General features: G+C 38.7%; 14 protein-coding genes, 2 tRNA genes, 3 rRNA genes and 1 CRISPR repeat array. All 19 genes read right to left on the bottom strand.

Features of this window, described 5'->3' with window-relative positions; translation table 11 throughout:
- Positions 1–6 precede the first annotated feature (6 nt).
- The 19 genes from XYLOR_RS11145 to XYLOR_RS11060 all read right to left on the bottom strand — a co-directional run bounded on the left by XYLOR_RS11145 (position 7) and on the right by XYLOR_RS11060 (position 24,116).
- Complete coding sequence (locus tag XYLOR_RS11145) at positions 7–3,240, bottom strand: TonB-dependent receptor (RefSeq protein WP_245602005.1); 3,234 nt, start codon at positions 3,238–3,240, stop codon at positions 7–9.
- A gap of 138 nt (positions 3,241–3,378) precedes the next feature.
- Positions 3,379–4,380, bottom strand: coding sequence for a FecR family protein (locus XYLOR_RS11140; RefSeq protein ID WP_036879526.1), 1,002 nt, complete (start codon positions 4,378–4,380; stop codon positions 3,379–3,381).
- A gap of 40 nt (positions 4,381–4,420) precedes the next feature.
- Complete coding sequence (locus XYLOR_RS11135) at positions 4,421–4,969, bottom strand: RNA polymerase sigma-70 factor (RefSeq protein WP_036879524.1); 549 nt, start codon at positions 4,967–4,969, stop codon at positions 4,421–4,423.
- A 157-nt stretch (positions 4,970–5,126) separates the two neighbouring features.
- Positions 5,127–7,758: direct repeats of the CRISPR family, unit length 30 nt; unit sequence GTTTCAATTCCATATAGGTACGATTAAGAC.
- Positions 7,759–7,973: 215 nt separating this feature from the next.
- Positions 7,974–8,237, bottom strand: coding sequence for a CRISPR-associated endonuclease Cas2 (gene cas2 / locus XYLOR_RS11130; protein WP_036879523.1), 264 nt, complete (start codon positions 8,235–8,237; stop codon positions 7,974–7,976).
- Position 8,238: 1 nt separating this feature from the next.
- Positions 8,239–9,255: a type I-B CRISPR-associated endonuclease Cas1b gene (gene cas1b, locus XYLOR_RS11125; protein WP_036879521.1), complete on the bottom strand. Its 1,017-nt coding sequence runs from the start codon at positions 9,253–9,255 to the stop codon at positions 8,239–8,241.
- Complete coding sequence (gene cas4 / locus XYLOR_RS11120; protein WP_036879519.1) at positions 9,252–9,764, bottom strand: CRISPR-associated protein Cas4; 513 nt, start codon at positions 9,762–9,764, stop codon at positions 9,252–9,254. Before cas4 ends, cas1b begins: the two co-directional genes overlap by 4 nt.
- Positions 9,765–9,823: 59 nt before the next feature.
- Positions 9,824–10,927 (bottom strand): CRISPR-associated protein Cas7/Cst2/DevR, subtype I-B/TNEAP, encoded by a 1,104-nt coding sequence (locus XYLOR_RS11115; protein WP_036879517.1) that lies wholly within the window; start codon positions 10,925–10,927, stop codon positions 9,824–9,826.
- A 6-nt stretch (positions 10,928–10,933) separates the two neighbouring features.
- Complete coding sequence (locus XYLOR_RS11110; RefSeq protein WP_036879515.1) at positions 10,934–12,253, bottom strand: hypothetical protein; 1,320 nt, start codon at positions 12,251–12,253, stop codon at positions 10,934–10,936.
- 12 nt (positions 12,254–12,265) lie between these two features.
- Positions 12,266–14,395 (bottom strand): CRISPR-associated helicase/endonuclease Cas3, encoded by a 2,130-nt coding sequence (locus XYLOR_RS11105; protein WP_036879513.1) that lies wholly within the window; start codon positions 14,393–14,395, stop codon positions 12,266–12,268.
- On the bottom strand, positions 14,388–14,963 hold the full coding sequence (locus XYLOR_RS11100) for a hypothetical protein (RefSeq protein WP_036879511.1): 576 nt from the start codon (positions 14,961–14,963) through the stop codon (positions 14,388–14,390). Before XYLOR_RS11100 ends, XYLOR_RS11105 begins: the two co-directional genes overlap by 8 nt.
- Positions 14,964–14,974: 11 nt before the next feature.
- Positions 14,975–15,643, bottom strand: coding sequence for a CRISPR-associated endoribonuclease Cas6 (gene cas6, locus XYLOR_RS11095; protein WP_036879509.1), 669 nt, complete (start codon positions 15,641–15,643; stop codon positions 14,975–14,977).
- 195 nt (positions 15,644–15,838) lie between these two features.
- Positions 15,839–15,951 (bottom strand): 5S ribosomal RNA (gene rrf, locus XYLOR_RS11090).
- A gap of 84 nt (positions 15,952–16,035) precedes the next feature.
- Positions 16,036–18,934: ribosomal RNA gene (locus XYLOR_RS11085) — 23S ribosomal RNA — on the bottom strand.
- Between the two features lie 166 nt (positions 18,935–19,100).
- Positions 19,101–19,174: transfer RNA gene (locus XYLOR_RS11080), tRNA-Ala, on the bottom strand.
- A gap of 30 nt (positions 19,175–19,204) precedes the next feature.
- Positions 19,205–19,278 (bottom strand) — tRNA-Ile (locus XYLOR_RS11075).
- Positions 19,279–19,458: 180 nt separating this feature from the next.
- Positions 19,459–20,987 (bottom strand): 16S ribosomal RNA (locus tag XYLOR_RS11070).
- Together the 16S, 23S and 5S rRNA genes with 2 tRNA genes alongside form the textbook arrangement of a ribosomal RNA operon.
- Positions 20,988–21,124: 137 nt before the next feature.
- Positions 21,125–21,271, bottom strand: a complete 147-nt coding sequence (locus XYLOR_RS13940; RefSeq protein ID WP_169730537.1) for a hypothetical protein — start codon at positions 21,269–21,271, stop codon at positions 21,125–21,127.
- Between the two features lie 123 nt (positions 21,272–21,394).
- Positions 21,395–21,811, bottom strand: coding sequence for an HU family DNA-binding protein (locus XYLOR_RS11065; RefSeq protein ID WP_036879507.1), 417 nt, complete (start codon positions 21,809–21,811; stop codon positions 21,395–21,397).
- A gap of 205 nt (positions 21,812–22,016) precedes the next feature.
- Entirely contained in the window at positions 22,017–24,116 is a 2,100-nt protein-coding gene (locus XYLOR_RS11060) for a VapE domain-containing protein (protein ID WP_036879505.1), read from the bottom strand.
- Positions 24,117–24,317 lie beyond the last annotated feature (201 nt).

Here is a 24,317-nt window from a genome sequence, read left to right as displayed (position 1 = left end):
TATCATTTAGAAATTTATATTGAATCCCACATTAAACGTTCTTGATATTGGATATCTGGCGAGATCTATTCCATTAAGATCCACTTCAGGATCGAATCCTGAATATCCCGTTATAGTAGCGACATTCTCGCACGAAAGAATAAGTCGTGCACTTTCCAATTGTATTTTACTAAGCCATGATTTAGGTAAATCATACGAAAGTGAGATATTTTTTATTCTAAGGTAAGATCCATTCTCTACATATCGATCTGATATACGGTTATTCTGATTTGGATCACCAAACACTGCACGTGGCATAAAGTTGCTTGTGCCCTCACCAGTCCAACGGCCTAACACATCTGTAGACTGATTATAAGCTGCAGACATTCCGGTTAGATCAATGTTATTCGCATTAAAGATTTTATTCCCGGCTACTCCCTGGAGATAAATTGACAATTCAAAACCTTTATACGACAGGTTATTGTTCATAGAATATAGAATAGTAGGATTAGGATTGCCAATAACAGTTCGGTCATTATCATTTATTACGCCATCATTATTGAGATCTTTAAAACGTATGTCACCCGGCTCAGCTCCTGTTTGGACTGCATGATTTTTTACATCATTCTGGTTCTGGAATATTCCATCAGTTACATATCCATAGAATACATTAATAGGATAATTTTTTGCAAGCATTGTGACATAAGAATTGTTAATCTGATTGATATAATAAGGCACACTACTATTCAAGTCCTTTATTTTATTCTTATTGAATGTAAGAGATAAATCAGTCTGCCAGTTTAATAAGCCTTTCATATTTACTGTATGCAATGCTATTTCTATACCTTTGTTTTCTACTTTTCCTGCATTAGTATATGTAACACTTGTATCCTCAAAACCAGATGTAATAGGTATTGATGCCTTTACCAGCATGTCACTAGTTCTCTTAATATAAGCATCAACAGTTAGCATAACTCTCTGATTAAGCAACACCGCATCAAATCCAAGATTGGTCTGAGCCACCTGTTCCCAATGTATATCAGGGTTAGACAATGTAGTAGATACAAGTGCACTCTGTTCTTTACCGGAAGTTCCAAATGGATACACACTGGTATTATATGTAGCCATATAACTGTAATTGCCTACACTTGCCTGACTACCAGTCACGCCATATCCGGCACGAATTTTCAAATCACTTAGTATATCAGATTTTGGGAACCACTTTTCTTCAGACATACGCCATGCCAAAGATAAAGATGGGAAAGTACCCCAGCGGTGATTACGTCCAAAACGGCTACTTCCATCACGACGTATCGTTGCTGTCAAAAGATATTTATTCGAATAATCATAATTAGCACGTGCCATATAAGAGAATAACGACCATTCTGTTTCATTTCCACCTATTGCATACATCTTTTGTCCGTTATCCATCTCATGTACATTCTCAAAAGCAAAAATGTTTTTCTGAGCATTAAGATAATCATAATCATTCCATTGTGCTGAAGTTCCTGCCATAAGACCAACATGATGCTTCTGAGCAAAAGTATAATCCAGTATGAAATAATTATCCCAAAGATAAGTAAACGATTTGTTATCTCCTTTATATCTTGAACTCTCTTCTACAGGAGTTGGTTTCCAATTATACTTAGGTGTATAATTATCATAATACCAGAATTTGGCATCAAGGCCAAGAGTGCTTCTGAACTTTAGCCATTTTGCGAATGTGATCTCACCGGTAAGATTGGTTAGTAAATTATATCCGTTCGTTTTGTTTTTATTTAGTTCTGTAGTACCTATTGGATTGCGTACGCTTCCATACCAGTCTGAATTCCCCTCAGGACCAGTCCAGTTTCCATTATCATCCTTTACAGCAAAAACAGGTAGAGCTTTCATTGTAGAACCTATATCATATGTGCCTTCCTTATGTTCATCTGCACTTATTGCTATGTTGTCAGTGAACTTCAACCATTTCAGAACCTGAGCATCACTATTTGCCTGGAATGTATAGCGACGATAACTTACACTTTTTACTATACCGCTCTGGTCTAAAAGACCTCCTGAAATATAATAATGAGCCTTGTCACTTCCACCAGAGTAACTCACTGTATAATTCTGCATAAAACCACTGCGCAATAGTTCGTCCATCCAGTCTGTACTTTTTTTAATAACAGAAGGATCTTCCCATTCCGGATTTGCATTACGCCCGCTATTATTCATCATATCATTACTCAGAGCTGCATATTGGCTTGCATTCAACAAGTTAGGTATATTCATAGCATGCTGCATTGAGAAGTTTGCAGTCAACGAAAGTCTGCCCTGTCCTTCCTTTCCTTTCTTAGTGGTTATCATAATAACACCATTCGCACCACGAGAACCGTATATCGCAGTTGCAGATGCATCTTTAAGTACATCCAGACGCTCAATATCAGATGTATTCAATGCATTCAATCCTAGATCGGTAGGCACTCCATCAATGACCACTAGCGGATCACAATTGTTGATAGATCCCAAGCCTCGTATCTTTATTGTTACGTTATCACCGGGTTTTCCTGCGTCAACAACCTGAAGACCCGGAACCTTTCCTTCTATTGCCTGGCCGATGTTTGATACCGGAGCATTTGATACATCTTTCGATGATATAGAAGATACCGCACCGGTAAGGTCACTCTTACGCATTGTGCCATATCCTACCACCACCACTTCATTTAGAAGTTTGTTGTCATTGCTCATCGTCACAATGCATTTATCCCTTCCACTTATCTTAACAGTCTGCGTCTTATATCCTATATACGAAATAGTAATAGGACTATCCTCGGCTACATCCATCGAAAAATTACCATTAAGATCAGTAATAGTACCATTCGACGAACCTTTCTGCATTACAGTAGCACCAATTACCGGGTCTCCATTTTCATCCTTTACAAAACCCGTCAGTTTCTTTTTTTTACTATTAGGTTGTGTTTTCTTTTGTGTAATGACAATATAATTGCCATTAATCTCATACGTGCAATTGGTACCGGATAGAAGATAACTGACAACCTTCAGTATATCAATATTCTTCTGATTTAAGGTTACATTACGATTCTCATCCAATTGAGAAGAATTGTAAGCGAATTTGTACTTTGACAAAGATTCGATTTTCTCGAAAGCTTTTTTGAGTGTTGTCCTTTCATTATTAAAAGAGAGTTTCTGTGCATTCACAGTCATACTGCCAAATAATAAGAGACATAGACATACGCCCTTAATTTTCTTTAGATTCATGTTCATTTATTAAGTTAGTGTTAACGTGATTTATAGTAAAAATCTAATAATAAGACATTCATAAAATCCGTTACACCCAAATGTATTGTGTTAATATTTGTAAAGAAATGAAAAGCGAACAAATGTTCGCTTTTCATATTATCTTATTGTAACCTTATCTTTTTGTATGTCGTACTCCATTCCCGGTATTAATGCTTTTATTATTGTCATCACATTAACCAATGATTCTTTCTTGTTAAAGTGTGCAATTATCCGCTGATTATTATATCTTGACGTAGTCAATCTTATTTTTACGTTATAATATCGTTCAAGCTTTTCGATTACTGTACTTAAAGGTTCATCATTTATACTTAGAGACCCGGCACTCCATTCTGTGTAATAAGCAGTCTTTACCTTCGACAGCACTGTACTGTTATTACCACAAGTATACGTCAACTGATCATTCGGATTAAGTATATACTTTTTATTTGTTGTCTCCACAGTTACTTCCACCCTTCCTGTTTTAAGAGTAGTCTGAGCCTTTTTATCAGCAGGATAAGCAGAAACATTAAATTTCGTACCTAAAACTTTCATTCTAAGGTATTGTGTATTCACTATAAACGGATGAGTTTTATCCTTTGTAACCTCAAAGAAAGCCTCACCTGAAAGATATACCTTACGTTCTTTCGAAGCGAACCTTGAAGGATATAACAATATACTTCCTGAATTTAAATGAACCTTACTTCCATCAGGCAATACTACTATAGCATCCTCACCCATGGCTGTAAAACGCTGACGCATCACTACCTCAGAAAGTAGCTTTTGCTGTGCGTCATAACTTATATATTCATTTATTGATAATCCCAATACTAATAGAGGGATTATCCATATGGCCGCGATACGCAGAATCTTCTTAATATTAAAAGTCTTTTTCTTACCATCATCAAGTCCCAAACGAACAGACAAATCACTATAAGCCTCCTCAACACTATCATCATCCATTAAGGCATTATTCTGATCATCCCATATTTTACGCATTTCGTCAGTTACTGCATCAGTCTCGCCAGGCATCGTTATACGCTTGTATACACGTTCGCGAAGCCCGTCTGATACATCATGGCTAAAAAAATACCTAATTATTTTTCCCAGTTCTTTACCCATATCTTTTCCCTTTATAATTATAAGACAACTAAAACAGGTATCATACCCAATTAGCAAGTAAAATAGTGATTATCATTATAGCCTTACGAATGTCCGAAAGAGCCAGATTGATATGATTCTCTACAGTTTTCTTCTGCAATCCCAATTTTTCTGCAATTTCTTCATTCTTCATATGCTGTTCTCTACTCATCCTATATATTGTCTGCCTTTGTTTTGGCATATCCTCCACCACCATATCTATAAGCAATTTCATATCATGCTCCACTAGTTTGTCATAAGGAGATGCATCACCCTTTATATCAGGTATCACATCTATATCAAGAGGCACAACTTTTTTTGCAGCTATATAATTTAAAACTGTATATTTAGTAAGTGTAAATATATAAGAATCAAAATTATTAACTGCAACAAACTTCTCATGGTTAGTCCAAAGCTTTATAAAAACCAATTGTGTAGCATCCTCAGCATCATCATGATTTTTCAAGAACCCCAATACGAAGTTAAAAATTCTAGGATAGAGAGATTTAAAGATGTCATGAAATGCATCACTATCTCCTCTTGTGAATTTCAATATAGTATTATTGTCCATCTCCTTCTGTAGTTAATATAGTGGCTGCAAAAATATAAAAAAAATGGCAATATCAATTTTTTTATATTAAAAATATTAAGGTGCCCGCACACAACTAAATTAAAATAAAGAACTATTTTAATTAACAAGCATTAGCAATAAAATTATCAAATAACTAAATTCAATTCCATATAGGTACGATTAAGACTTGAGTTCATCGACGAAATAGAAAGGGATAACAAAAGTTTCAATTCCATATAGGTACGATTAAGACTAGTAATATCCGTTGTATTCTTGCATTTAATCAGATTGTTTCAATTCCATATAGGTACGATTAAGACCCGCTATTGCAAATCGATAGTAGACCTACGCACGTGTTTCAATTCCATATAGGTACGATTAAGACTAAGTATTTTAGAACCTTTAGCATGACATCCTGTGTTTCAATTCCATATAGGTACGATTAAGACATTAATGAAATAAGTTATATTAAATATATGTTTATCAGTTTCAATTCCATATAGGTACGATTAAGACACGCCAGTTGGTAAAGCCACAAGACCTCGAGGACGTTTCAATTCCATATAGGTACGATTAAGACGGAGTAAACAAGATTAAGGGGTATGAGACGGGTAGTTTCAATTCCATATAGGTACGATTAAGACTCTTTTCAGGCTGTGCATTTATTTTTATGATATCTAGTTTCAATTCCATATAGGTACGATTAAGACAATAAATAAGCCTTGTTTTACTTTAATAGCTCGTAGTTTCAATTCCATATAGGTACGATTAAGACTATTATAATTTTTATCTGTAACTTTAAAAAATCTGTTTCAATTCCATATAGGTACGATTAAGACACTCTATACCCATTGCCGCCACACTCCCATACGCTGGTTTCAATTCCATATAGGTACGATTAAGACTTCCAATAACTTTCTTCTGAATTTGAGTGAGGTAGTTTCAATTCCATATAGGTACGATTAAGACCTATAAATGCATCAAATATATCTAACCAGGATGTGTTTCAATTCCATATAGGTACGATTAAGACTCCAATTGCTCAGATTGTAATATCTGTAACTTAATGTTTCAATTCCATATAGGTACGATTAAGACCTGCATCTACTGCACAAGACACCGCGGATGAAAAAGTTTCAATTCCATATAGGTACGATTAAGACTTGTGGCTACTATCCTGCTACGTAATCGTACGCAGTTTCAATTCCATATAGGTACGATTAAGACTGCGATGAAAGGCAATCCATAATTTTTTTTAAGTAGTTTCAATTCCATATAGGTACGATTAAGACATTACATGTTTTCCTTTTTTCTTGAAAGCTTCTTTGTTTCAATTCCATATAGGTACGATTAAGACAAGTATTGTGCAGCGGGCGTAAATGCAACAGCGAGGTTTCAATTCCATATAGGTACGATTAAGACACTTGCATCCATTACAAGCACCATTTGTCATATTAAGTTTCAATTCCATATAGGTACGATTAAGACGAAAATCCCTTTAATGAAAAATGTTGTCTTTCCTTGTTTCAATTCCATATAGGTACGATTAAGACCCATTCGCCTCATTGATAGCATAGTTTGTCATAAGGTTTCAATTCCATATAGGTACGATTAAGACAAGAATTTTAAAGCGGGAAAGTACGGACAATTCTAGTTTCAATTCCATATAGGTACGATTAAGACATTAGATACTGATAATTGCTTTATCGTCAACGAACAGTTTCAATTCCATATAGGTACGATTAAGACCATAGAAAATCTTGCTGATATCGCAGGCGAATATTTGTTTCAATTCCATATAGGTACGATTAAGACAATATCAGGACGAGATGGAACGCCTTGAACTCGAGTTTCAATTCCATATAGGTACGATTAAGACATAATGCTTTTACAACATTAGCTAACTATCTGAAGTTTCAATTCCATATAGGTACGATTAAGACAGATAGACCTAATGATACACGTATACCATTCAGTTCAGTTTCAATTCCATATAGGTACGATTAAGACACAGTATCATTTACTGCAAAGGTGCAATTTCCATCGTTTCAATTCCATATAGGTACGATTAAGACTTGTTTTCAGGCATAGAGGATGTCAAAGATGATAAGTTTCAATTCCATATAGGTACGATTAAGACATAGACCGTAGGATGGGAAAACTTCTTTCAGTTTTGTTTCAATTCCATATAGGTACGATTAAGACGCAAAAGTCCTTAATTCGACGTTAGAACCAAATCAAGTTTCAATTCCATATAGGTACGATTAAGACAATTGTTAACTTTATCCATAAACTCTGAACATGGAGTTTCAATTCCATATAGGTACGATTAAGACAGCATTATTCTTACATCATCTTGGCCTCATTTTGGTTTCAATTCCATATAGGTACGATTAAGACTTAGAGGGTTAAAGCAATGCTTTAACTAAAAAGGGTTTCAATTCCATATAGGTACGATTAAGACCAAGATGAAAAGATTATAAGGGTAACATCATCTTTGGTTTCAATTCCATATAGGTACGATTAAGACGCCACCAATTCTCAAATTATAGAGTTAGCCCCAGTAGTTTCAATTCCATATAGGTACGATTAAGACTATCGCAGATTTATGCGAAGATACTCTCATGAGCTGTTTCAATTCCATATAGGTACGATTAAGACCAAAGAAAGTAGAATTAGATGTACGATTAAAGCAGTTTCAATTCCATATAGGTACGATTAAGACGATTTACTACCTAAACAAGGTGATTTAGTCACCAGTTTCAATTCCATATAGGTACGATTAAGACCCTATGATCACGAATAGGGTAGCCCTTATTATTAGGGCATTTTTGCGTTGCAAAGATACTAATAATAATCGAAAAATATGTCGATGTGTAATTATTTATTTTTCTCAGGGGATCGACATTCCTCTGATTTATATAGGGTTACAATAAGTCAAAGAACGAATTCTGTACAATGTCAATACAATAAAAAGCATAAATTTAGGGCATCGACATTTTTCCTAAAGAAAGTTGTCAAGTTTCATTCTCTCTTTTCCCACAATATGCTTATCCATATAATAACCTGTACGATTGCTAAATATTATAATACTATCCTCTGAAGGATCCATAAAAGCTTTTGATGCTATCGTTAGTTCTTTTAGTCTTACTTCTGATATTTCGCCTTCAAAGACAGAATTCTGAATCCAATTAAGATATTTACGGCAAAGTTTAAGCATTTTACCGACTCTCTTCTCTCCAAAATCATAAACTAATATAACATACATATCACCAATACATTTTAAACGGTTTATATTCCTCTATGCCAAGCAAATCCTTAAGCAATTTATAGCACTCTAGTTTTATCAAATGCTTATAGCTTACGTTTCTGCCCAACGAACGGTGTTTAAAAGTCTCTTCGTACCGTTCTTCCATAGCTTTAAGATAAATTTTCTTCCCGTTCTGATTAAGCAGACAACTATTCAATTTATTATCAAAATGTTGCTTTTGAATAAGGCGTTTATTGAGGACCTTAAATATAACCCTATCTACAATTATTGGCTTAAATATTTCCGACACATCTAGACATAAAGAATAGCGTCTTTCTCCAGGTGTATGAAGATAACTAATTGTTGGATTTAATTGTGTCTGATGAATAGCACGCAACGTTTCAGAATAGCAAACCATATTACCAAACGATATCAAAGCATTAACTTCGTTTTCTGGTGGCTGTTTTGTTCTAGAGCCCATATTAAAATCATTAAGAATAATATCAAATGCTGTATAGTATTCCTGTCTTATAAGTCCTTCTATACCCATCAACTCCGGAACTGTATTAGTGCTGCATATTGTATCAGCCAACGCTTTTATCTTGTCAATAGAAGCATCCAATTCTTTTCCACGTCTATTATAATAGTTTAAATTCATAAGCATATTCCAAACAGCACCGTCAATAAACTTATGGGCTATCTCCACTCTCTTTTTCTTATTCTGATAAGCAGCAGTTTGAGCCAACAACACTTTACCTGATAGCAAGCTATCACGCGGCATAAAACTACCCGTATAATTCTCGTAATAATCAAAGAAATGGACAGCAATATCCTTTTGTCCTAGAAAATTATAAAGAGAACTAGTTGCCTTAAGACTTCCAAATACATAAAATTCTGAAATATCCTCTACAGGCAAATATCTAGGTTGCATAGGATGTTCTGTACCATCATCATCAACTTGAAAAGGCGTAAATTTCAGTGTATTATCTTTACGTTCAAGCATACCAGGATTAAATAAATAAAAAGTTTTTTTCATTCGTCTATCTCTTTAGTGAAACAAAACTCATAGTAGCTACAATTTTTGCATATACCTTTTTTCTGAAGAGGAGGACACTCTTCACTTTCTATAATTTTGCGAATATCTGTCAACATTCCTTTTATAATATTCCTATCTGCATCAGAAAGGAACACCTGTTCCGTTTTCCTTAATGTTGGATATTCCAATAGACCTGTTACACCAGTAACGCCATGTTGTTCGAACACATACATATAATATTTTAGTTGCCATTCATGAGCAGGTTCAATTTTATTAGACTTTTTAATTTCATGGATTATTCTATTTTTGGTATCGTAATAATCTACCTTAATACCATCTATTTCTACTTCTTCATATTTGCTAGAACGCAATGGATAGCTATCCTCATGAATGAGTTTACCATCATACACGAGATCGGAAGTCTGCTCAAAGTTAACGTTGTTAGCAAAAAGCCATAACTTACGTTTGCAAACTTGGAAATAGTTAAAATGAGTGCCGGTTATATTCATATTATACTAAAAAATATTGAGCCTATGTTTTTTACGACACAGGCTCATTATATTTATAGTTACTTTTGATTTTGAAAATCAAACGCATTCATCCTATCAATAAGATCTTGTTTTGCTTCTGCTAATGCATTTGCATTTTCTGATTCTGTAACTATATAATTTGCGCAAGGCAAGGTTATATATAAATCTGCACCATCAATTTTTTCTACAATAGGTTTTGCTTTGGGTTTTTCACCATCATCAATTAATTTTGCACGTATTGTTGCAGCTATAGTATTTGCATTGTCACTAATTGCAACTGCTAATGTTTCCATTAAACTAAATGTACGTGCTTGATTAGAAGTTATACGCCAATTGATTAAAGAATCTGCTAATGCAGGAATAACTTTATCACGCTCTTCCTTGGGCAACAATAAACATTTTCCAAAAACATTTTCAGTTTCTATCCAACCTCTCTCTTTTAAATTTTCAAGCATTACTTTGGAAACCTCTGGTTCTATTTGATTCGTTGAAACACAAAATAAAGTTCGCAAATCAATTGCCACATCATAGACATATAACCCAGAAGCTCTATATTGAGAATTAGGATTATAATAATGGGGAGGTAATTCCCTCTCTTTTTGTTTTAACCAATCATTTAACTCTTTATCTGTTAGCTCAATTTGTTTTTTATCATCAACTCTATATACTCGAATATTATTGACACCGGCGACTTCATCTTTAGAATTATAAGTAGATGGAAATCCTTTTCTATCAAAATTAGCGGCTTCAGGTTCTCTTTCCAAACCTCCTAATAAAGGATGTAGAGGACGCATTGCAGATATAGACAACGGGCTTCTCCTCTTAATAGTTAGGGCATCATTTTCAGCTTTCATGTAACCACCTATAAGTTGATCAATATAAGTCGGATTACAAGGATGAAATGGCTGTCCTTGTTTAGCAGGGGAGTTACCACTAATTTGCCAGTTAAATGTAATTGGAGCCATTCTAACATTAAGTATATCAGCCATAGCCTGAATAATAGAGCGTTTAACTTGTTGACCACTAGAATAAGCCATTAATCTATTAAATTGAAAGTCACGATAACTTTTTTGTCTGTCTTGAACACAGAATACTGTGTGTTCTACATTTCTTAATTCTCTTAAATAAATATAAGGATTCATATCTTTTTATTTTTTAATTAATGCATAGTTAAACCTCACTAAAGCCAAAAAATAGGGAACATTATCTGATTCCATAATATTGACAATTTTTGCTATATCTTTTATATCATTTTTATTATCAATATCAGATACAATATCAGTCAATGCTTTAAAAAAATTGCACTTACTAGTTGTTTCTAATACATTCATAACTTTGTTAACTTTCTCATTTTTGCTTCTATTTTCAATAGACGCATAAGTCTGCAGATAATTTGCAAACTCTTGAGCTTTATCCCATAATTGTTCATTGTTTAGCATAGCCATAATCCAAGTTAAATAAACATTATTATTAATTTGTATTTTTTCATCATTACTATTTTTTGGTATTTCCCCATCAAAAATATAATCTTTTAGGCCTTTGGGTTCCATTGCCTTTAATCCAATTGAACCTGCTTGGCAGGACCTAGAAAAGGCATAAGCCGTTCCCCATAGACTTTCTTCAATATCCTTTTTACCAAATCCAAACAACTTTTGATACAAATCGATTGGTTTTCGTATTTGATCTAACATAAATGGAATAAAACCTATCGTTTTATTCATAGTTCCGAAGCTATATACATATCCCATTATATTGATATTATAATTACTTTTTGAAATGGCTATTAACAAAGAAGTCCATTCCAACATTTTAATCTGAACGCATCCTATGTATTTTTTTTCTTTACAAGTTTCCAGAATATTATTAAAATTTGCAAGAGGATTACCTTCTACAAATCTATTTTTATCATATTTATGTAAAAGCCATTGAGAATTCCATGATGTTATCTGATTACCCTTCATTTTTGAAGTTGCTTCAAGCATTCTCCTATATAAAATCCAGCCTTCAAAAATATCTAATAATATTTTTGTGTCAAAAAATATGATAGAGAGTCCACCTTTAACGCCAACACCTAAAGAAGCGCCAATCCATGATAAATATAAATCATCAATAGATGTAACGATATTCATATTTGTGATTTGTGATGATGTTGTTGCTGTTATATCCAAAGATGGATATCCTACAGCAACACTTGCATCAGGAATATTTGCATCAATTTGCTTTATTAAAGAATTGAAACGCTCATGCCTTCTTTCTGAAGTTTCATATGAAATTTTGCCATTTATCATCTTATCCCAAGTAATTTTAGGATTTTCTAATTTTGAATTTCCTGCAGTCATCATATATTTATTGCAATCAAAGAACAACGGATAATACACTTCCACAAAGAAACTCTTTGCATCATATTGCTTATTGAATTTCTCATTATATGCTTTTAGAAACTTCCTTCCTATAACAGATGTGATCATATTTCATTCATTTTATAAAAACAAGTTATATAATTGAGACTTGGCCTTTTCCATTATTAGTCCCAGTTCATCAGAGTATGCTTCATCTGGTATAACAAATGGTCTAGAACCACAATCTATTTGTGCCAACTTAGCATACCCAACAGAACGAAAACTGACAGGTATTTCTATTTTTGTCCGTTCAGTATATTCTCCTTCACGATATTTAGTAGAATCATTTTGGATAACACATACAGCTGAATCAATGTCAAGAGTTTCGAGTAATGCAGATTTTGGTCTGTGACACAATTCTTTAATAATCCACTGACCATCCATAAAAGCGACTCCGCTATAATCAATATTTTGGAAGCATATTTCAGGATAAACCTTATCCAACATATCTTGAACCTCAATCTCTTTCATCAATCCATCAGTAGGCAATGCTTCAAAGCTACGCTGCAAGACATTTACGCTATATGGCAAACAATCTTTTTCCTCTTCGAATGGTTTGATTACGTAAATCGGTTTGTAATTCCCGATTGTTTTAAGGGTGCGTTTCCTATTAATTCTCCCAAAACGCTGAATCATTGCATCTATTGGAGCACATTCTGTAACCATTACATCAAAACTTATATCAAGACTAACTTCTACTACCTGAGTGGAAACAACAATACATGCCTCATTAGTTTCATTATATATATTTTTTAATCGTGTTTCAAGTTCTTGCCGACGTTCGCGTTTAAACCTGCTATGTACAAGCATTATCATAGTATCAGAATATTGTTCTTTCAACGATTCATATATTTTTTGTGAACGTTTTACTTGATTACATACAATTAATATTTTTCGCTTATTTGTTACTGCATCTTCAATAACTTTAGAGCAGTCTTCAAATGATTCTGATTTATGTATAATATGTCTGTTGAATGTGGCTAGTATATCATTTGAAAGTTTAACTTGATATACACAGTCTTCTCCACCCAACAATTCAAGTATACTATTGTATAAGACTGTTGGCATTGTTGCTGTTCCAATATGTATTCTGCAGTTCAACGTCTTTAGAACGTCTATCAACTTTAAAACAATAGCTTGAATAACATCTGAATATGTATGAATTTCATCCAATATCACATCACATCCATAAAGGTCATCAGCCATTGCCTCAAATCCTTTTATACCAAATACTACAGAAGCAATCTGATGAGGAGTCAACACTTTAATAGAGGCGCCAATATGACGTTGCATTATACGTTCTTCCAAAGTTCCATCTTCCATCTTCAATTCAGAAGCTGCATGCAACAAATATATTTGTGAATCAGTTTCGCTTAAATCTGACTTAATCCTATCATACATTGCATTAATTGATGCCTGAAATGGAAGTATATAAAATACACGTCCTTTACATCTGCGAAGCAGAAAGTCTGTTTTACCGGCACCTGTCGGAGCAGTTACCAATGTGTATTTACGTGCATCATCTATGCCGATACTCGACAATGGATATAAATCACTCGTTCTATTATAGAATGAAAGATCTGGCTTAATATAAAGTTTATTTATAGCAGAACCTATATCATCATTGAGTGCAGAAGCCATATGATCTGCAGCCATTAACAATCCTTTCCACATAGAACAGTTCAAACGCATTTCTTCACAATAACTTAATGCGTAATCATAATTTTGCTTTGCCTCTTCAATTGAGATGTCATGGACTTTGAAGCCAAATTCTTCTAATATATCCAAGGCTACATTTTTCCATTCATAAAATTTTTCTGAATGAATTTTAAAACTATCATCATTATAATCCAAATCAAGAAATCCCAACCCGCGAACATCTTGATATAAAGATTTGTGATGAGCCACAATCATATCTATCACAGAATCTTTTTCTTTATCTTCTAATAGCGATATAAAAAATACCGAAGCGATTTCATGCCTGAATATAAAAGTTGGGGAACGCCTATATCCATGTTTAAGAGTTTGCTGAAATATAGAACTAGACTTACCTATATCATGCAGCACAGCTCCCTTGTAAGCAATTGTTTCATCCAACCCCAAATTACGAGCTACGACAATAGCAATACGAGAAACATCGTCAAGATGCTTCCAAAGAGGAACAAAACCACTATCCTCGCTTTTTGCTAATATTTCTTCGTGTTTACTCATTTATATTCAAAACAGGTTTCCCGCTTATTTCTAGCCAACCATACATAGGCTCGCATTTATTAAATCTATTATATCCTACTAAGAATGACTGGTCAGATTCGCCAAACCTCAATTCGAATCCATCGATTACTTCAAATTCTTTCTCAGTTAAATTCTGAATATCATTGTCAGGTAATAACAAATCTTCATTCCTGCATAAACATATATGTTGTTTCGAAGCAATCACCGCGTCATTAATTGTATTAAATGCCAGATATAAAACTGGATTTATCATCACACCTCGTGTAAGAATAGAACGTTCTCGTAACATTCGTTTCTCTTTAGATAAATATTTCCAGCCTCGTGTCTGAGTCTGTTCTTGTTGGCTATCTATAGATGAATAATTCAACTTATAACGTATAATTTTTTGTAGTACGCCATTATAGGCTAGCATTTCCGGAAACAATTTCTTCTCTATTCCCTCTATAATAGAAGGTGTAAGAAACTGTTGGCTAAATGTCTCCGTATCTCTCACTGCAGTCCATGGCTTAATAAAGCCAAATTTCCCTGTATATTTTACTACATACATATATATAGAAATTAATAGATTGAACCAAATCCAATACCGGTAGAATTACCTAGTCCAACATTCCATACAAATGCTTTCGTTTCTGGTTTTCCTTTTATTATAACAGGACACATATTGCATTTGTTATTAATGTTTTTATATCTCATTAGTTTTGTTTTTTTGTTTTTATAACTTAGATCAAAACTAACATCTAAAGTATCATCTTCAGCCATTCCGGCCTGCTTCATCTTATGCAAGAGTGTTTCCTTCATAAAATCATTAGCACATTCATCATTATAGGTGTATTGATTGTACCCATTGGATTCATTATCAGCTCTTTTTATAAAGACAGGACTTCCCAAATAAAATAGTTCTCTTTCAGACAAATCAGGTGTTTCTTCTATTGTAATGTCAGATACAGACATTCCACAAAACATTTCATTATGGCTAAGTATAGTTTTAATAATGGTTTTTATTCTCTTTTCATCAGCGAAACTTATAAACCATTTTGCTCCTTTTGGAAAGTTAAGACCTTCTGCAGAAGCATTTCCATCACTCAACCAAGAAAATGAGTAAAGTGACAAATCACCATGAAGATCATTGCATTTACCTAACCAGGCATGTAATATTCCTGTTAATTTCTGTTGATAATCAAATGGTACCAACATTGAATTGGGTGTCGTTTTTATGTGTATTCTCATATTATCATATATATATATTTCAAAGGTATAAATAAAAATCAAGAATGCACATTAATTAACAAAATTTAGTATGACGTTTTTATTTATACTTATTCCAAACACTACCATGAAATATATTTAAGCCAGTATCATTGACTTGACATATATAAACGCAAAGAAGCTCTGACTTCGTTAGAAATCAGAGCTTCAATTTAAAAAAGGCAGCCACCTACTCTCCCGCATTGCATTGCAGTACCATCGGCGCAGGCGGGCTTAACTTCTCTGTTCGGAATGGGAAGAGGTGGGACCCCGCCGCAATAACCACCTGATATTGGGTTTGACTTTTTCGGTACATGATAACCTTATCGTATTTCTCCTGCAAAAAAAGCAGATACATCTGAAATTATGACTGTAAAAGGAAGTTTCGGGCAATTAGTAGTGCTCGGCTTTGGCGTCACCGCCTTTACACCTACACCCTATCAACGTCATAGTCTATGACGACCCTTATGTGGAGTTCTCATCTTGTGGCTGGCTTCGCACTTAGATGCTTTCAGCGCTTATCCTTCCCAGACTCGGATACCCGGCGGTGCGCCTGGCGGCACAACCGGTTCACCGGAGGTCTGTCCATCACGGTCCTCTCGTACTAGTGACGGCACCACGCAAAACTCCCACGCCCACGATAGATAGAGACCGAACTGTCTCACGACGTTCTGAACCCAGCTCGCGTGCCACTTTAATGGGCGAACAGCCCAACCCTTGGGACCTTCTCCAGCCCCAGGATGTGACGAGCCGACATCGAGGTGCCAAACCACCCCGTCGATATGAGCTCTTGGGGGGGATCAGCCTGTTATCCCCGGAGTACCTTTTATCCTTTGAGCGACGGACCTTCCATACGGATCCGCCGGATCACTATGCCCCAGTTTCCTGCCTGCTCGGGATGTCTCCCTCCCAGTCAAGCGCCCTTATGCCATTGCACTCTATGAGACCGGTTACCAATCGGTCCGAGGGCACCTTTGGAAGCCTCCGTTACGCTTTTGGAGGCGACCACCCCAGTCAAACTACCCACCAAACAATGTCCTCGTTATACGAGTTAGACTTCAGACAGCCAAAGGGCCGTATTTCAAGGATGGCTCCACACAGGCTGGCGCCTGCGCTTCGAAGCCTCCGGCCTATCCTACACATCGGATGACCAAAGTCAATGCTAAGCTATAGTAAAGGTTCACGGGGTCTTTTCGTCCCATCGCGGGTAATCGGCATCTTCACCGATACTACAATTTCACTGAGCTCATGGTTGAGACAGCGTCCGGATCATTACACCATTCGTGCAGGTCGGAACTTACCCGACAAGGAATTTCGCTACCTTAGGACCGTTATAGTTACGGCCGCCGTTTACCGGGGCTTCAATTCAATGCTTCTCCCGAAGGATGACATCTCCTCTTAACCTTCCGGCACCGGGCAGGTGTCAGGCTGTATACTTCGTCTTTCGAATTCGCACAGCCCTGTGTTTTTGTTAAACAGTTGCCTGGACCTATTCTCTGCGCCTCTCCCGGAGGAGAGGACCCCTTATCCCGAAGTTACGGGGTTAATTTGCCTAGTTCCTTAACCATGAATCTCTCAACGCCTTAGTATGTTCTACCCGACTACGTGTGTCCGTTTGCGGTACGGGTACCGTACGGATTAAGTTTAGCGGATTTTCTAGGAAGTATGTTTACCCACACTATCAGCCTTCCCCGAAGGGACAGCCGTACTATCAGGTTCGGATCTTGACGGGGATTTGCCTCCGTCAATCAACTCCTACACCCTTCAACGCGCAATTCCGTCTGCGCGCGGTGGTTTCACTGCTCCGTCCCCGCTTCACTCCGTACGCTAGTCACGGAATATTAACCGTGTCTGCCATCGCCCTCGCCGTTCGGCTTAGACTTAGGACCCGACTAACCCCGGGCCGATTGACGTTGCCCGGGAAACCTTAGTCTTATGGCGGGGGGGGATCTCACCCCCCTAATCGTTACTTATACCTACATTTGCTTTTCCAGACGCTCCACCGGGGGTTATCCCCCGGATTCAACGCAGACTGGAATGCTCCCCTACCGATACTTTTATTATTACTATCCCGCGTCTTCGGCATCTGCCTTATACCCGATTATTATCCATGCCCGGACCCTCGACTAGTGAGCTGTTACGCACTCTTTGAATGAATGGCTGCTTCCAAGCCAACATCCTAGCTGTCACAGGGACCAGACTTCGTTAGACTAACTCAGGCAGAATTCCGGGGCCTTAGACGGCGGTCAGGATTCTTCTCCTCTCGGGCACGGACCTTAGCACCCGCGCCCTTACTGCGACACTGCGGCCGTAGAGCATTCGGAGTTCGTCAGGACTTGATAGGCGGTGAAGCCCTCTCATCCTATCGGTCGCTCTACCTCTCTACGGGATCGTGCCACGCTGCACCTAAATGCATTTCGGGGAGTACGAGCTATCTCCAAGTTTGATTGGCCTTTCACTCCTACACTCAACTCATCCAGAAGCTTTTCAACGCTTATTGGTGCGGACCTCCATCCGGTGTTACCCGGACTTCATCCTGGTCAAGTGTAGATCACTTGGTTTCGCGTCTGCCTCCGCCGACTCAGCGCCCTGTTCAGGCTCGCTTTCACTATGGCTCGGGATGTCTTCATCCTTAACCTTGCCGGCGACGGCAACTCGTAGGTTCATTATGCAAAAGGCACGCCGTCACCGATTGCTCGGCTCCGACCGCTTGTAGGCGCAGGGTTTCAGGATCTCTTTCACCCTTCTAATCGAAGTGCTTTTCACCTTTCCCTCACGGTACTGGTTCACTATCGGTCTCACGGGAGTATTTAGCCTTACCGGATGGTCCCGGTGGATTCGCGCAGAATTTCTCGTGTTCCGCGTTACTCAGGAGCTCGCTACGGCCTTATCGTCTTCTCATACTGGGCTTTCACCATCTATGGCCGTTCTTTCCAGAACGTTCCGATCGATTCTAAGGTCCGATGTCGCGGTCCTACAACACCGCTCTTGCGTTACCACAAAAACGGTTTGGGCTCTTCCCCGTTCGCTCGCCACTACTAGGGGAATCATTAGTTTATTTTCTCTTCCTGCAGGTACTAAGATGTTTCAGTTCCCTGCGTTCGCCTTTGGACATAAGTCCAAATGACAGTCCTTCAGACTGCCGGGTTGTCCCATTCGGAAATCTTCGGATTAACGGTTATTTGCACCTACCCGAAGCTTATCGCAGCTTATCACGTCCTTCATCGCCTCCGTGAGCCAAGGCATCCGCCCTGCGCCCTTATTTACTTTCTTTCTTACTATCCGGCTCTTGAGAGACCGGATGAGTAGCTCATACTTTCAGCTGTATCTTGAGATTGCTCTCTTTTCTTTACTTAAAAGTCTTACTTACAGTTTCATGTACCAATATGTCAAAGATCGTTTGGGAACTCTTTAAATCCTTGCGGACTGTTCCCGAGTGTGGAGAATAACGGATTCGAACCGTTGACCCCCTGCTTGCAAAGCAGGTGCTCTAGCCAGCTGAGCTAATCCCCCGTATGTTGTATATATACGTCCTGGGCCTTGTAGTCCCAGGCAGACTTGAACTGCCGACCTCCACATTATCAGTGTGGCGCTCTAACCAACTGAGCTATAGGACTCTATCCCGGTTTTATCGTTCAAGCCTTAGGGGCTTGTCCGCCCGGCTTCCTTTTCCTCTATATTTTATAAACAGTTCCGTGTACAAGAAGCTAAAAGGATAACTATATCCACTCGCCTCTTTATTCTTACTTTTATGGTGCCTCTCGTCTTGCATAACGTTGTATGAGAAACGTCTCCAGAAAGGAGGTGTTCCAGCCGCACCTTCCGGTACGGCTACCTTGTTACGACTTAGCCCCAATCACCGGTTTCACCCTAGGCCGACCCTTGCGGTCACGGACTTCAGGCGCCCCCGGCTTTCATGGCTTGACGGGCGGTGTGTACAAGGCCCGGGAACGTATTCACCGCGCCATGGCTGATGCGCGATTACTAGCGAATCCAGCTTCGTGGAGTCGGGTTTCAGACTCCAGTCCGAACTGAGGCGCGTTTTATAGATTCGACCGACGTTGCCGGCGGCCATCACTCTGTACGCGCCATTGTAACACGTGTGTCGCCCCGGACGTAAGGGCCGTGCTGATTTGACGTCATCCCCACCTTCCTCACACCTTACGGTGGCAGTATCCCCAGAGTGCCCAGCTTGACCTGATGGCAACTAAGGAAAGGGGTTGCGCTCGTTATGGCACTTAAGCCGACACCTCACGGCACGAGCTGACGACAACCATGCAGCACCTTCACAGACGCCCCGAAGGGCCTTGGCATCTCTGCCGCGTTCGTCTGCAATTCAAGCCCGGGTAAGGTTCCTCGCGTATCATCGAATTAAACCACATGTTCCTCCGCTTGTGCGGGCCCCCGTCAATTCCTTTGAGTTTCACCGTTGCCGGCGTACTCCCCAGGTGGGATGCTTAACGCTTTCGCTTGGCCGCTGACCACATGGGCCAACAGCGGGCATCCATCGTTTACCGTGCGGACTACCAGGGTATCTAATCCTGTTCGATACCCGCACTTTCGAGCTTCAGCGTCAGTTGCGCTCCGGTAAGCTGCCTTCGCAATTGGAGTTCTTTGTGATATCTAAGCATTTCACCGCTACACCACAAATTCCGCCTACCTCGTGCGTACTCAAGCCTGGCAGTTCGAACAGCAAGTCAGAGGTTGAGCCTCTGCATTTCACTGCCCGCTTACCAAGCGGCCTACGCTCCCTTTAAACCCAATAAATCCGGATAACGCCTGGACCTTCCGTATTACCGCGGCTGCTGGCACGGAATTAGCCGGTCCTTATTCTTCTGGTACCTGCAATAAGCCACACGTGGCTCACTTTATCCCCAGATAAAAGAGGTTTACAACCCATAGGGCAGTCTTCCCTCACGCTACTTGGCTGGTTCAGTCTTGCGACCATTGACCAATATTCCTCACTGCTGCCTCCCGTAGGAGTTTGGACCGTGTCTCAGTTCCAATGTGGGGGACCTTCCTCTCAGAACCCCTACTGATCGTCGGTTTGGTGGGCCGTTACCCCGCCAACTGCCTAATCAGACGCATCCCCATCTTTTACCGCTAAACCTTTCGTCATGATCTGATGTCGTCGCATGACCTCATACGGTATTACTCCCTCTTTCGAGGGGCTATCCCGTGGTAAAAGGCAGGTTGGATACGCGTTACTCACCCGTGCGCCGGTCGTCATCTAGTCTAGCAAGCTAGACTAATGTTACCCCGCGACTTGCATGTGTTAAGCCTGTAGCTAGCGTTCATCCTGAGCCAGGATCAAACTCTCCATTGTAAAATATTGTTTCTACTTCTTGTCTCGGACATTGCTGACCTCCACAATACGTAAAGTTGTCTCTGTTTCAGAACGCTTCTCCGTAATTCAAGTCTAAAAGCACCTATTCATTATAAATGACGGTTCGTTTCTTTTTGTTACCCGAGTACCAATATATCAATACCAGCACTCGCTTCTTGTACTACTTCTCTGTCTATGTAAATCTTTTCAAAGAACTCTTTCTTTTTGCTTACAAGAACGTTCGTTCTCGAAAGCGGATGCAAAGGTACAACTATTTTCCACAATACCAAATCTTTTCGCAAAAAAAATGAAATTATTTGCAAAGGTTTCCACTTTCTTTACAAACACTTCGACTTTATTTAGAGCTCTCCTTATTATATTATAGAAAGGGACTGCAAAAGGGGTCGTTATTCCCACACCCCGGGGGCCCAGTCAACAGCTGCATCTTTGCTTAACTGCAAGGAGAGTGTGCCGTCCATCTTACGTTTGCCTGCCTGAAGGAACTTGCATTTTACCTTTTTAATATGTCTGGCTATGCGAAAGTCCTTCGGGTCGTCAACGCCTTCACTCTCTACTGTAAGCTCAAAACGGCCGAGGCCGTCGATCACGACTGTCTGGCCGGATTCCATTGACTGCTTCATCTCCTGAAGGAAATCGTCGATCACGCCTTTTACCGTTCCCTGGCTGAACGTCGAGTTCGTCTGGATCTTCTTTGCTATATCGGCGGTATGAACCTCACCGATATGGACCGGGCGGGCAAACCATTTCTTATACGATTTATTCGATTTGATCTTGTTTTCCCTTAATGTTATTTTTAAACTCATACTTTTTTTATTTTCACCTCCCCGAGGCTGTTTTCTTTATAACTTGTTTATTATTAGTGCTTTATCTTCGGGGAGGTGAAAATTTCACCTCCCCGTGATGGTTTCAGTTACAAACTTAAGTTGATTTACATACCAACTTAACTTGAATTGGTCACCAATCCAACTTAAATTGCTAGGCTGTTCAAGTTAGATTGATACCCTAAAGCTATCGGTTCATCACATAATACGATGACATTCCCTCGCTTTTCCTATGTTCATAGCCATGACTGCGAAGATATTTACCGATATCTCGGTTGGTTGACTTTATGCGTATAAAGCTATCAAACCGGTCTTCTAGTAGATCGGCTATATCCTCTACCATCATCTTTTCAGGCGTTTCATCCGCTAATGGACGACGAATTATTGATGAAATCATCTGTCCAAGGTCCGAAATATGCTGAAAACGGGCATTCCGGTTCATTATAAGCTCTGTTTCTTTGTCATCAAACCAGTATTTATCACCGTCGTTGATCTCGTATTTGAGCTGAGCATATACCTGTTCGTAGTCAATATGAGTGCGGAAATCAATACTTTCACCATCCACAATTTCCACACAGATAAATCGACGGCTGCCTGAAGGATCTGTCAGTGGCTGGTGATTATTAGTGGTTCCAATAAAAGAAGCATAGCGGCGACGGTTCTCGTATGCCTTGCCATATGGAGGGCGAATCTTTACATCCGATTTGGTAAGCAAATACTTTAATAGCGGTTGCTGACTACGTGAAAGGCTGTCAAATTCGTCAATATTGATCAGTGCAAAAGACGTTAGTCCCATATTCAAAGCAGTATCATTTTTGAAGTCTATCTTATCATTATAATAATTGCGCAGTTCCGGTGGCAGCAAGATTGAGCAAAAGGAAGATTTACCACAACCTTGATTACCTATTAATAATGGTACATAGGCATTACCATGCAGAATATCTTTACCCATCCAATGTGCTACCATGGCTCTCATCCATACATGAAAGTTTTTTGCCCAATCTTCATTAGTTGTAGGCACACGTTCTGCTATCGCCGTTATACGGTCTACTCCGTCCCATTCAGGCAATCCGGACAAATAATCATTAACCGGGTCATACTGTTCTATGTCTACTGAGTTTATATAGCGGTTCATATCTTTATCCCACGAATCCAGTCCGGCTTTCAATGCACGGATCGTCATAGAGTTACAAACCTCATCGGTAAGGTCAACAAACTCATAATTGAAGCCATCCCGGTAGCGGTATTGTGGTACGCCTGTCATCACATTTTTACGAAGTTCATAATGAGTATTCATAAAAGCTTCCATCTTATAGGCTAGTAGGGTGGACTTTTTGATATGCTTAAAAGGAATAACACCGGTGAGTTTTTTGAAATAAGCCTCATCAAAGATTTGCCTTACCAATTGTTCATCTTTGCCAAATTCAGGCTTGTAATTTGTCATTTTTACAGCGAATTCAAGAGGAAGGCCAGACTCGTTGCAGTATTTAGCAAGTAGATTAAGAACCTTCTCTGTAGGTATATCACCTTCTTCTATAGCAGCATCTTCGAGTGCGTCTGCCATACAATAATGAAAAATGTGCTGGTTGGTGCTTTGCTGATTCATACCCGGCAACAAACTATCTGAGTAGTCTGTATTTTGCACCTTCCTGTATGTAGGTATTTTAATGTCATTATCGCTTACTACGATAGGATCGAATTCGGGATTAAAGTATATACCTTTGTCTGCACTCATAAGGCACTCTGTCTGCAAAGTGGGTTGTATGTTATCGACCGTTATATCCAGTTGTGAACTGTACAAATAATGCAAACGCTTATATGCGTTGAGCTGTATCTTTGCAGCCTTGTTGATGTCATTAGGCAGCACATCGTCTGCCGAACGGGCGCCACATACAATCTTGGCCGAGCGCATACTGGCACCTACAAAAGTGATATAAGTATACGGCAAACCAGCCGCCGCCTTTCTGATACTACAAGCATCCTCATAAGAGGGCAAATTGTTTATCTCTAATAGTACGAGGCCGTTATATTGGCGCATGTTGGATATGCCGTCACGCTTCTCATATTCAGCCGCAAAACATATATGTGGAATATGTTTTGTATAATTCATATTACTGTATGAAATCCTTGATCCACCATTATGCGCTTTTAATAAAGGGTACATCTCCCTAAGCTCGTGTAATTGGGTCTCATAATCCTCATTGTGTATTATCCTTACTATCTCTTCGGGCATAATACGTGCGAATGTCTTTTCGCTCCTGTCTTCTTTTATTAGTGTTATCTTCATCCTATTTTAATAGAAAAACGAAGCACGAAGGTACAAATAATAATCGAAAAATATACAAAAATGCCCCATATTAGCCCATTCACATAAAAAAGCGGGGAGGTGGAATTTTCACCTCCCCGGAACTATGTTACTGTGACACAATGTTTTAAGCTAAAATGTACCAGTGGAAGTAAAATAACAAATAAAATAATTACAGAGAGA

The organism is Xylanibacter oryzae DSM 17970 (assembly GCF_000585355.1).
GTDB classification, from domain to species: domain Bacteria; phylum Bacteroidota; class Bacteroidia; order Bacteroidales; family Bacteroidaceae; genus Prevotella; species Prevotella oryzae.
This window is presented reverse-complemented; position numbering and strand designations above follow the sequence as displayed.

What these genes read in the sequence shown, in the direction of transcription:
- XYLOR_RS11105 (WP_036879513.1), bottom strand. Translation starts at nt 14,395, where the DNA reads ATGAGTAAACACGAAGAAATATTAGCAAAAAGCGAGGATAGTGGTTTT.
- XYLOR_RS11065 (WP_036879507.1), bottom strand. Translation starts at nt 21,811, where the DNA reads ATGAGTTTAAAAATAACATTAAGGGAAAACAAGATCAAATCGAATAAA.
- cas1b (WP_036879521.1), bottom strand. Translation starts at nt 9,255, where the DNA reads ATGAAAAAAACTTTTTATTTATTTAATCCTGGTATGCTTGAACGTAAA.
- XYLOR_RS11115 (WP_036879517.1), bottom strand. Translation starts at nt 10,927, where the DNA reads ATGAATCCTTATATTTATTTAAGAGAATTAAGAAATGTAGAACACACA.
- XYLOR_RS11135 (WP_036879524.1), bottom strand. Translation starts at nt 4,969, where the DNA reads ATGGACAATAATACTATATTGAAATTCACAAGAGGAGATAGTGATGCA.
- XYLOR_RS11060 (WP_036879505.1), bottom strand. Translation starts at nt 24,116, where the DNA reads ATGAAGATAACACTAATAAAAGAAGACAGGAGCGAAAAGACATTCGCA.
- XYLOR_RS11110 (WP_036879515.1), bottom strand. Translation starts at nt 12,253, where the DNA reads ATGATCACATCTGTTATAGGAAGGAAGTTTCTAAAAGCATATAATGAG.
- XYLOR_RS11100 (WP_036879511.1), bottom strand. Translation starts at nt 14,963, where the DNA reads ATGTATGTAGTAAAATATACAGGGAAATTTGGCTTTATTAAGCCATGG.
- cas2 (WP_036879523.1), bottom strand. Translation starts at nt 8,237, where the DNA reads ATGTATGTTATATTAGTTTATGATTTTGGAGAGAAGAGAGTCGGTAAA.
- XYLOR_RS11140 (WP_036879526.1), bottom strand. Translation starts at nt 4,380, where the DNA reads ATGGGTAAAGAACTGGGAAAAATAATTAGGTATTTTTTTAGCCATGAT.
- XYLOR_RS11145 (WP_245602005.1), bottom strand. Translation starts at nt 3,240, where the DNA reads ATGAATCTAAAGAAAATTAAGGGCGTATGTCTATGTCTCTTATTATTT.
- cas4 (WP_036879519.1), bottom strand. Translation starts at nt 9,764, where the DNA reads ATGAATATAACCGGCACTCATTTTAACTATTTCCAAGTTTGCAAACGT.
- cas6 (WP_036879509.1), bottom strand. Translation starts at nt 15,643, where the DNA reads ATGAGAATACACATAAAAACGACACCCAATTCAATGTTGGTACCATTT.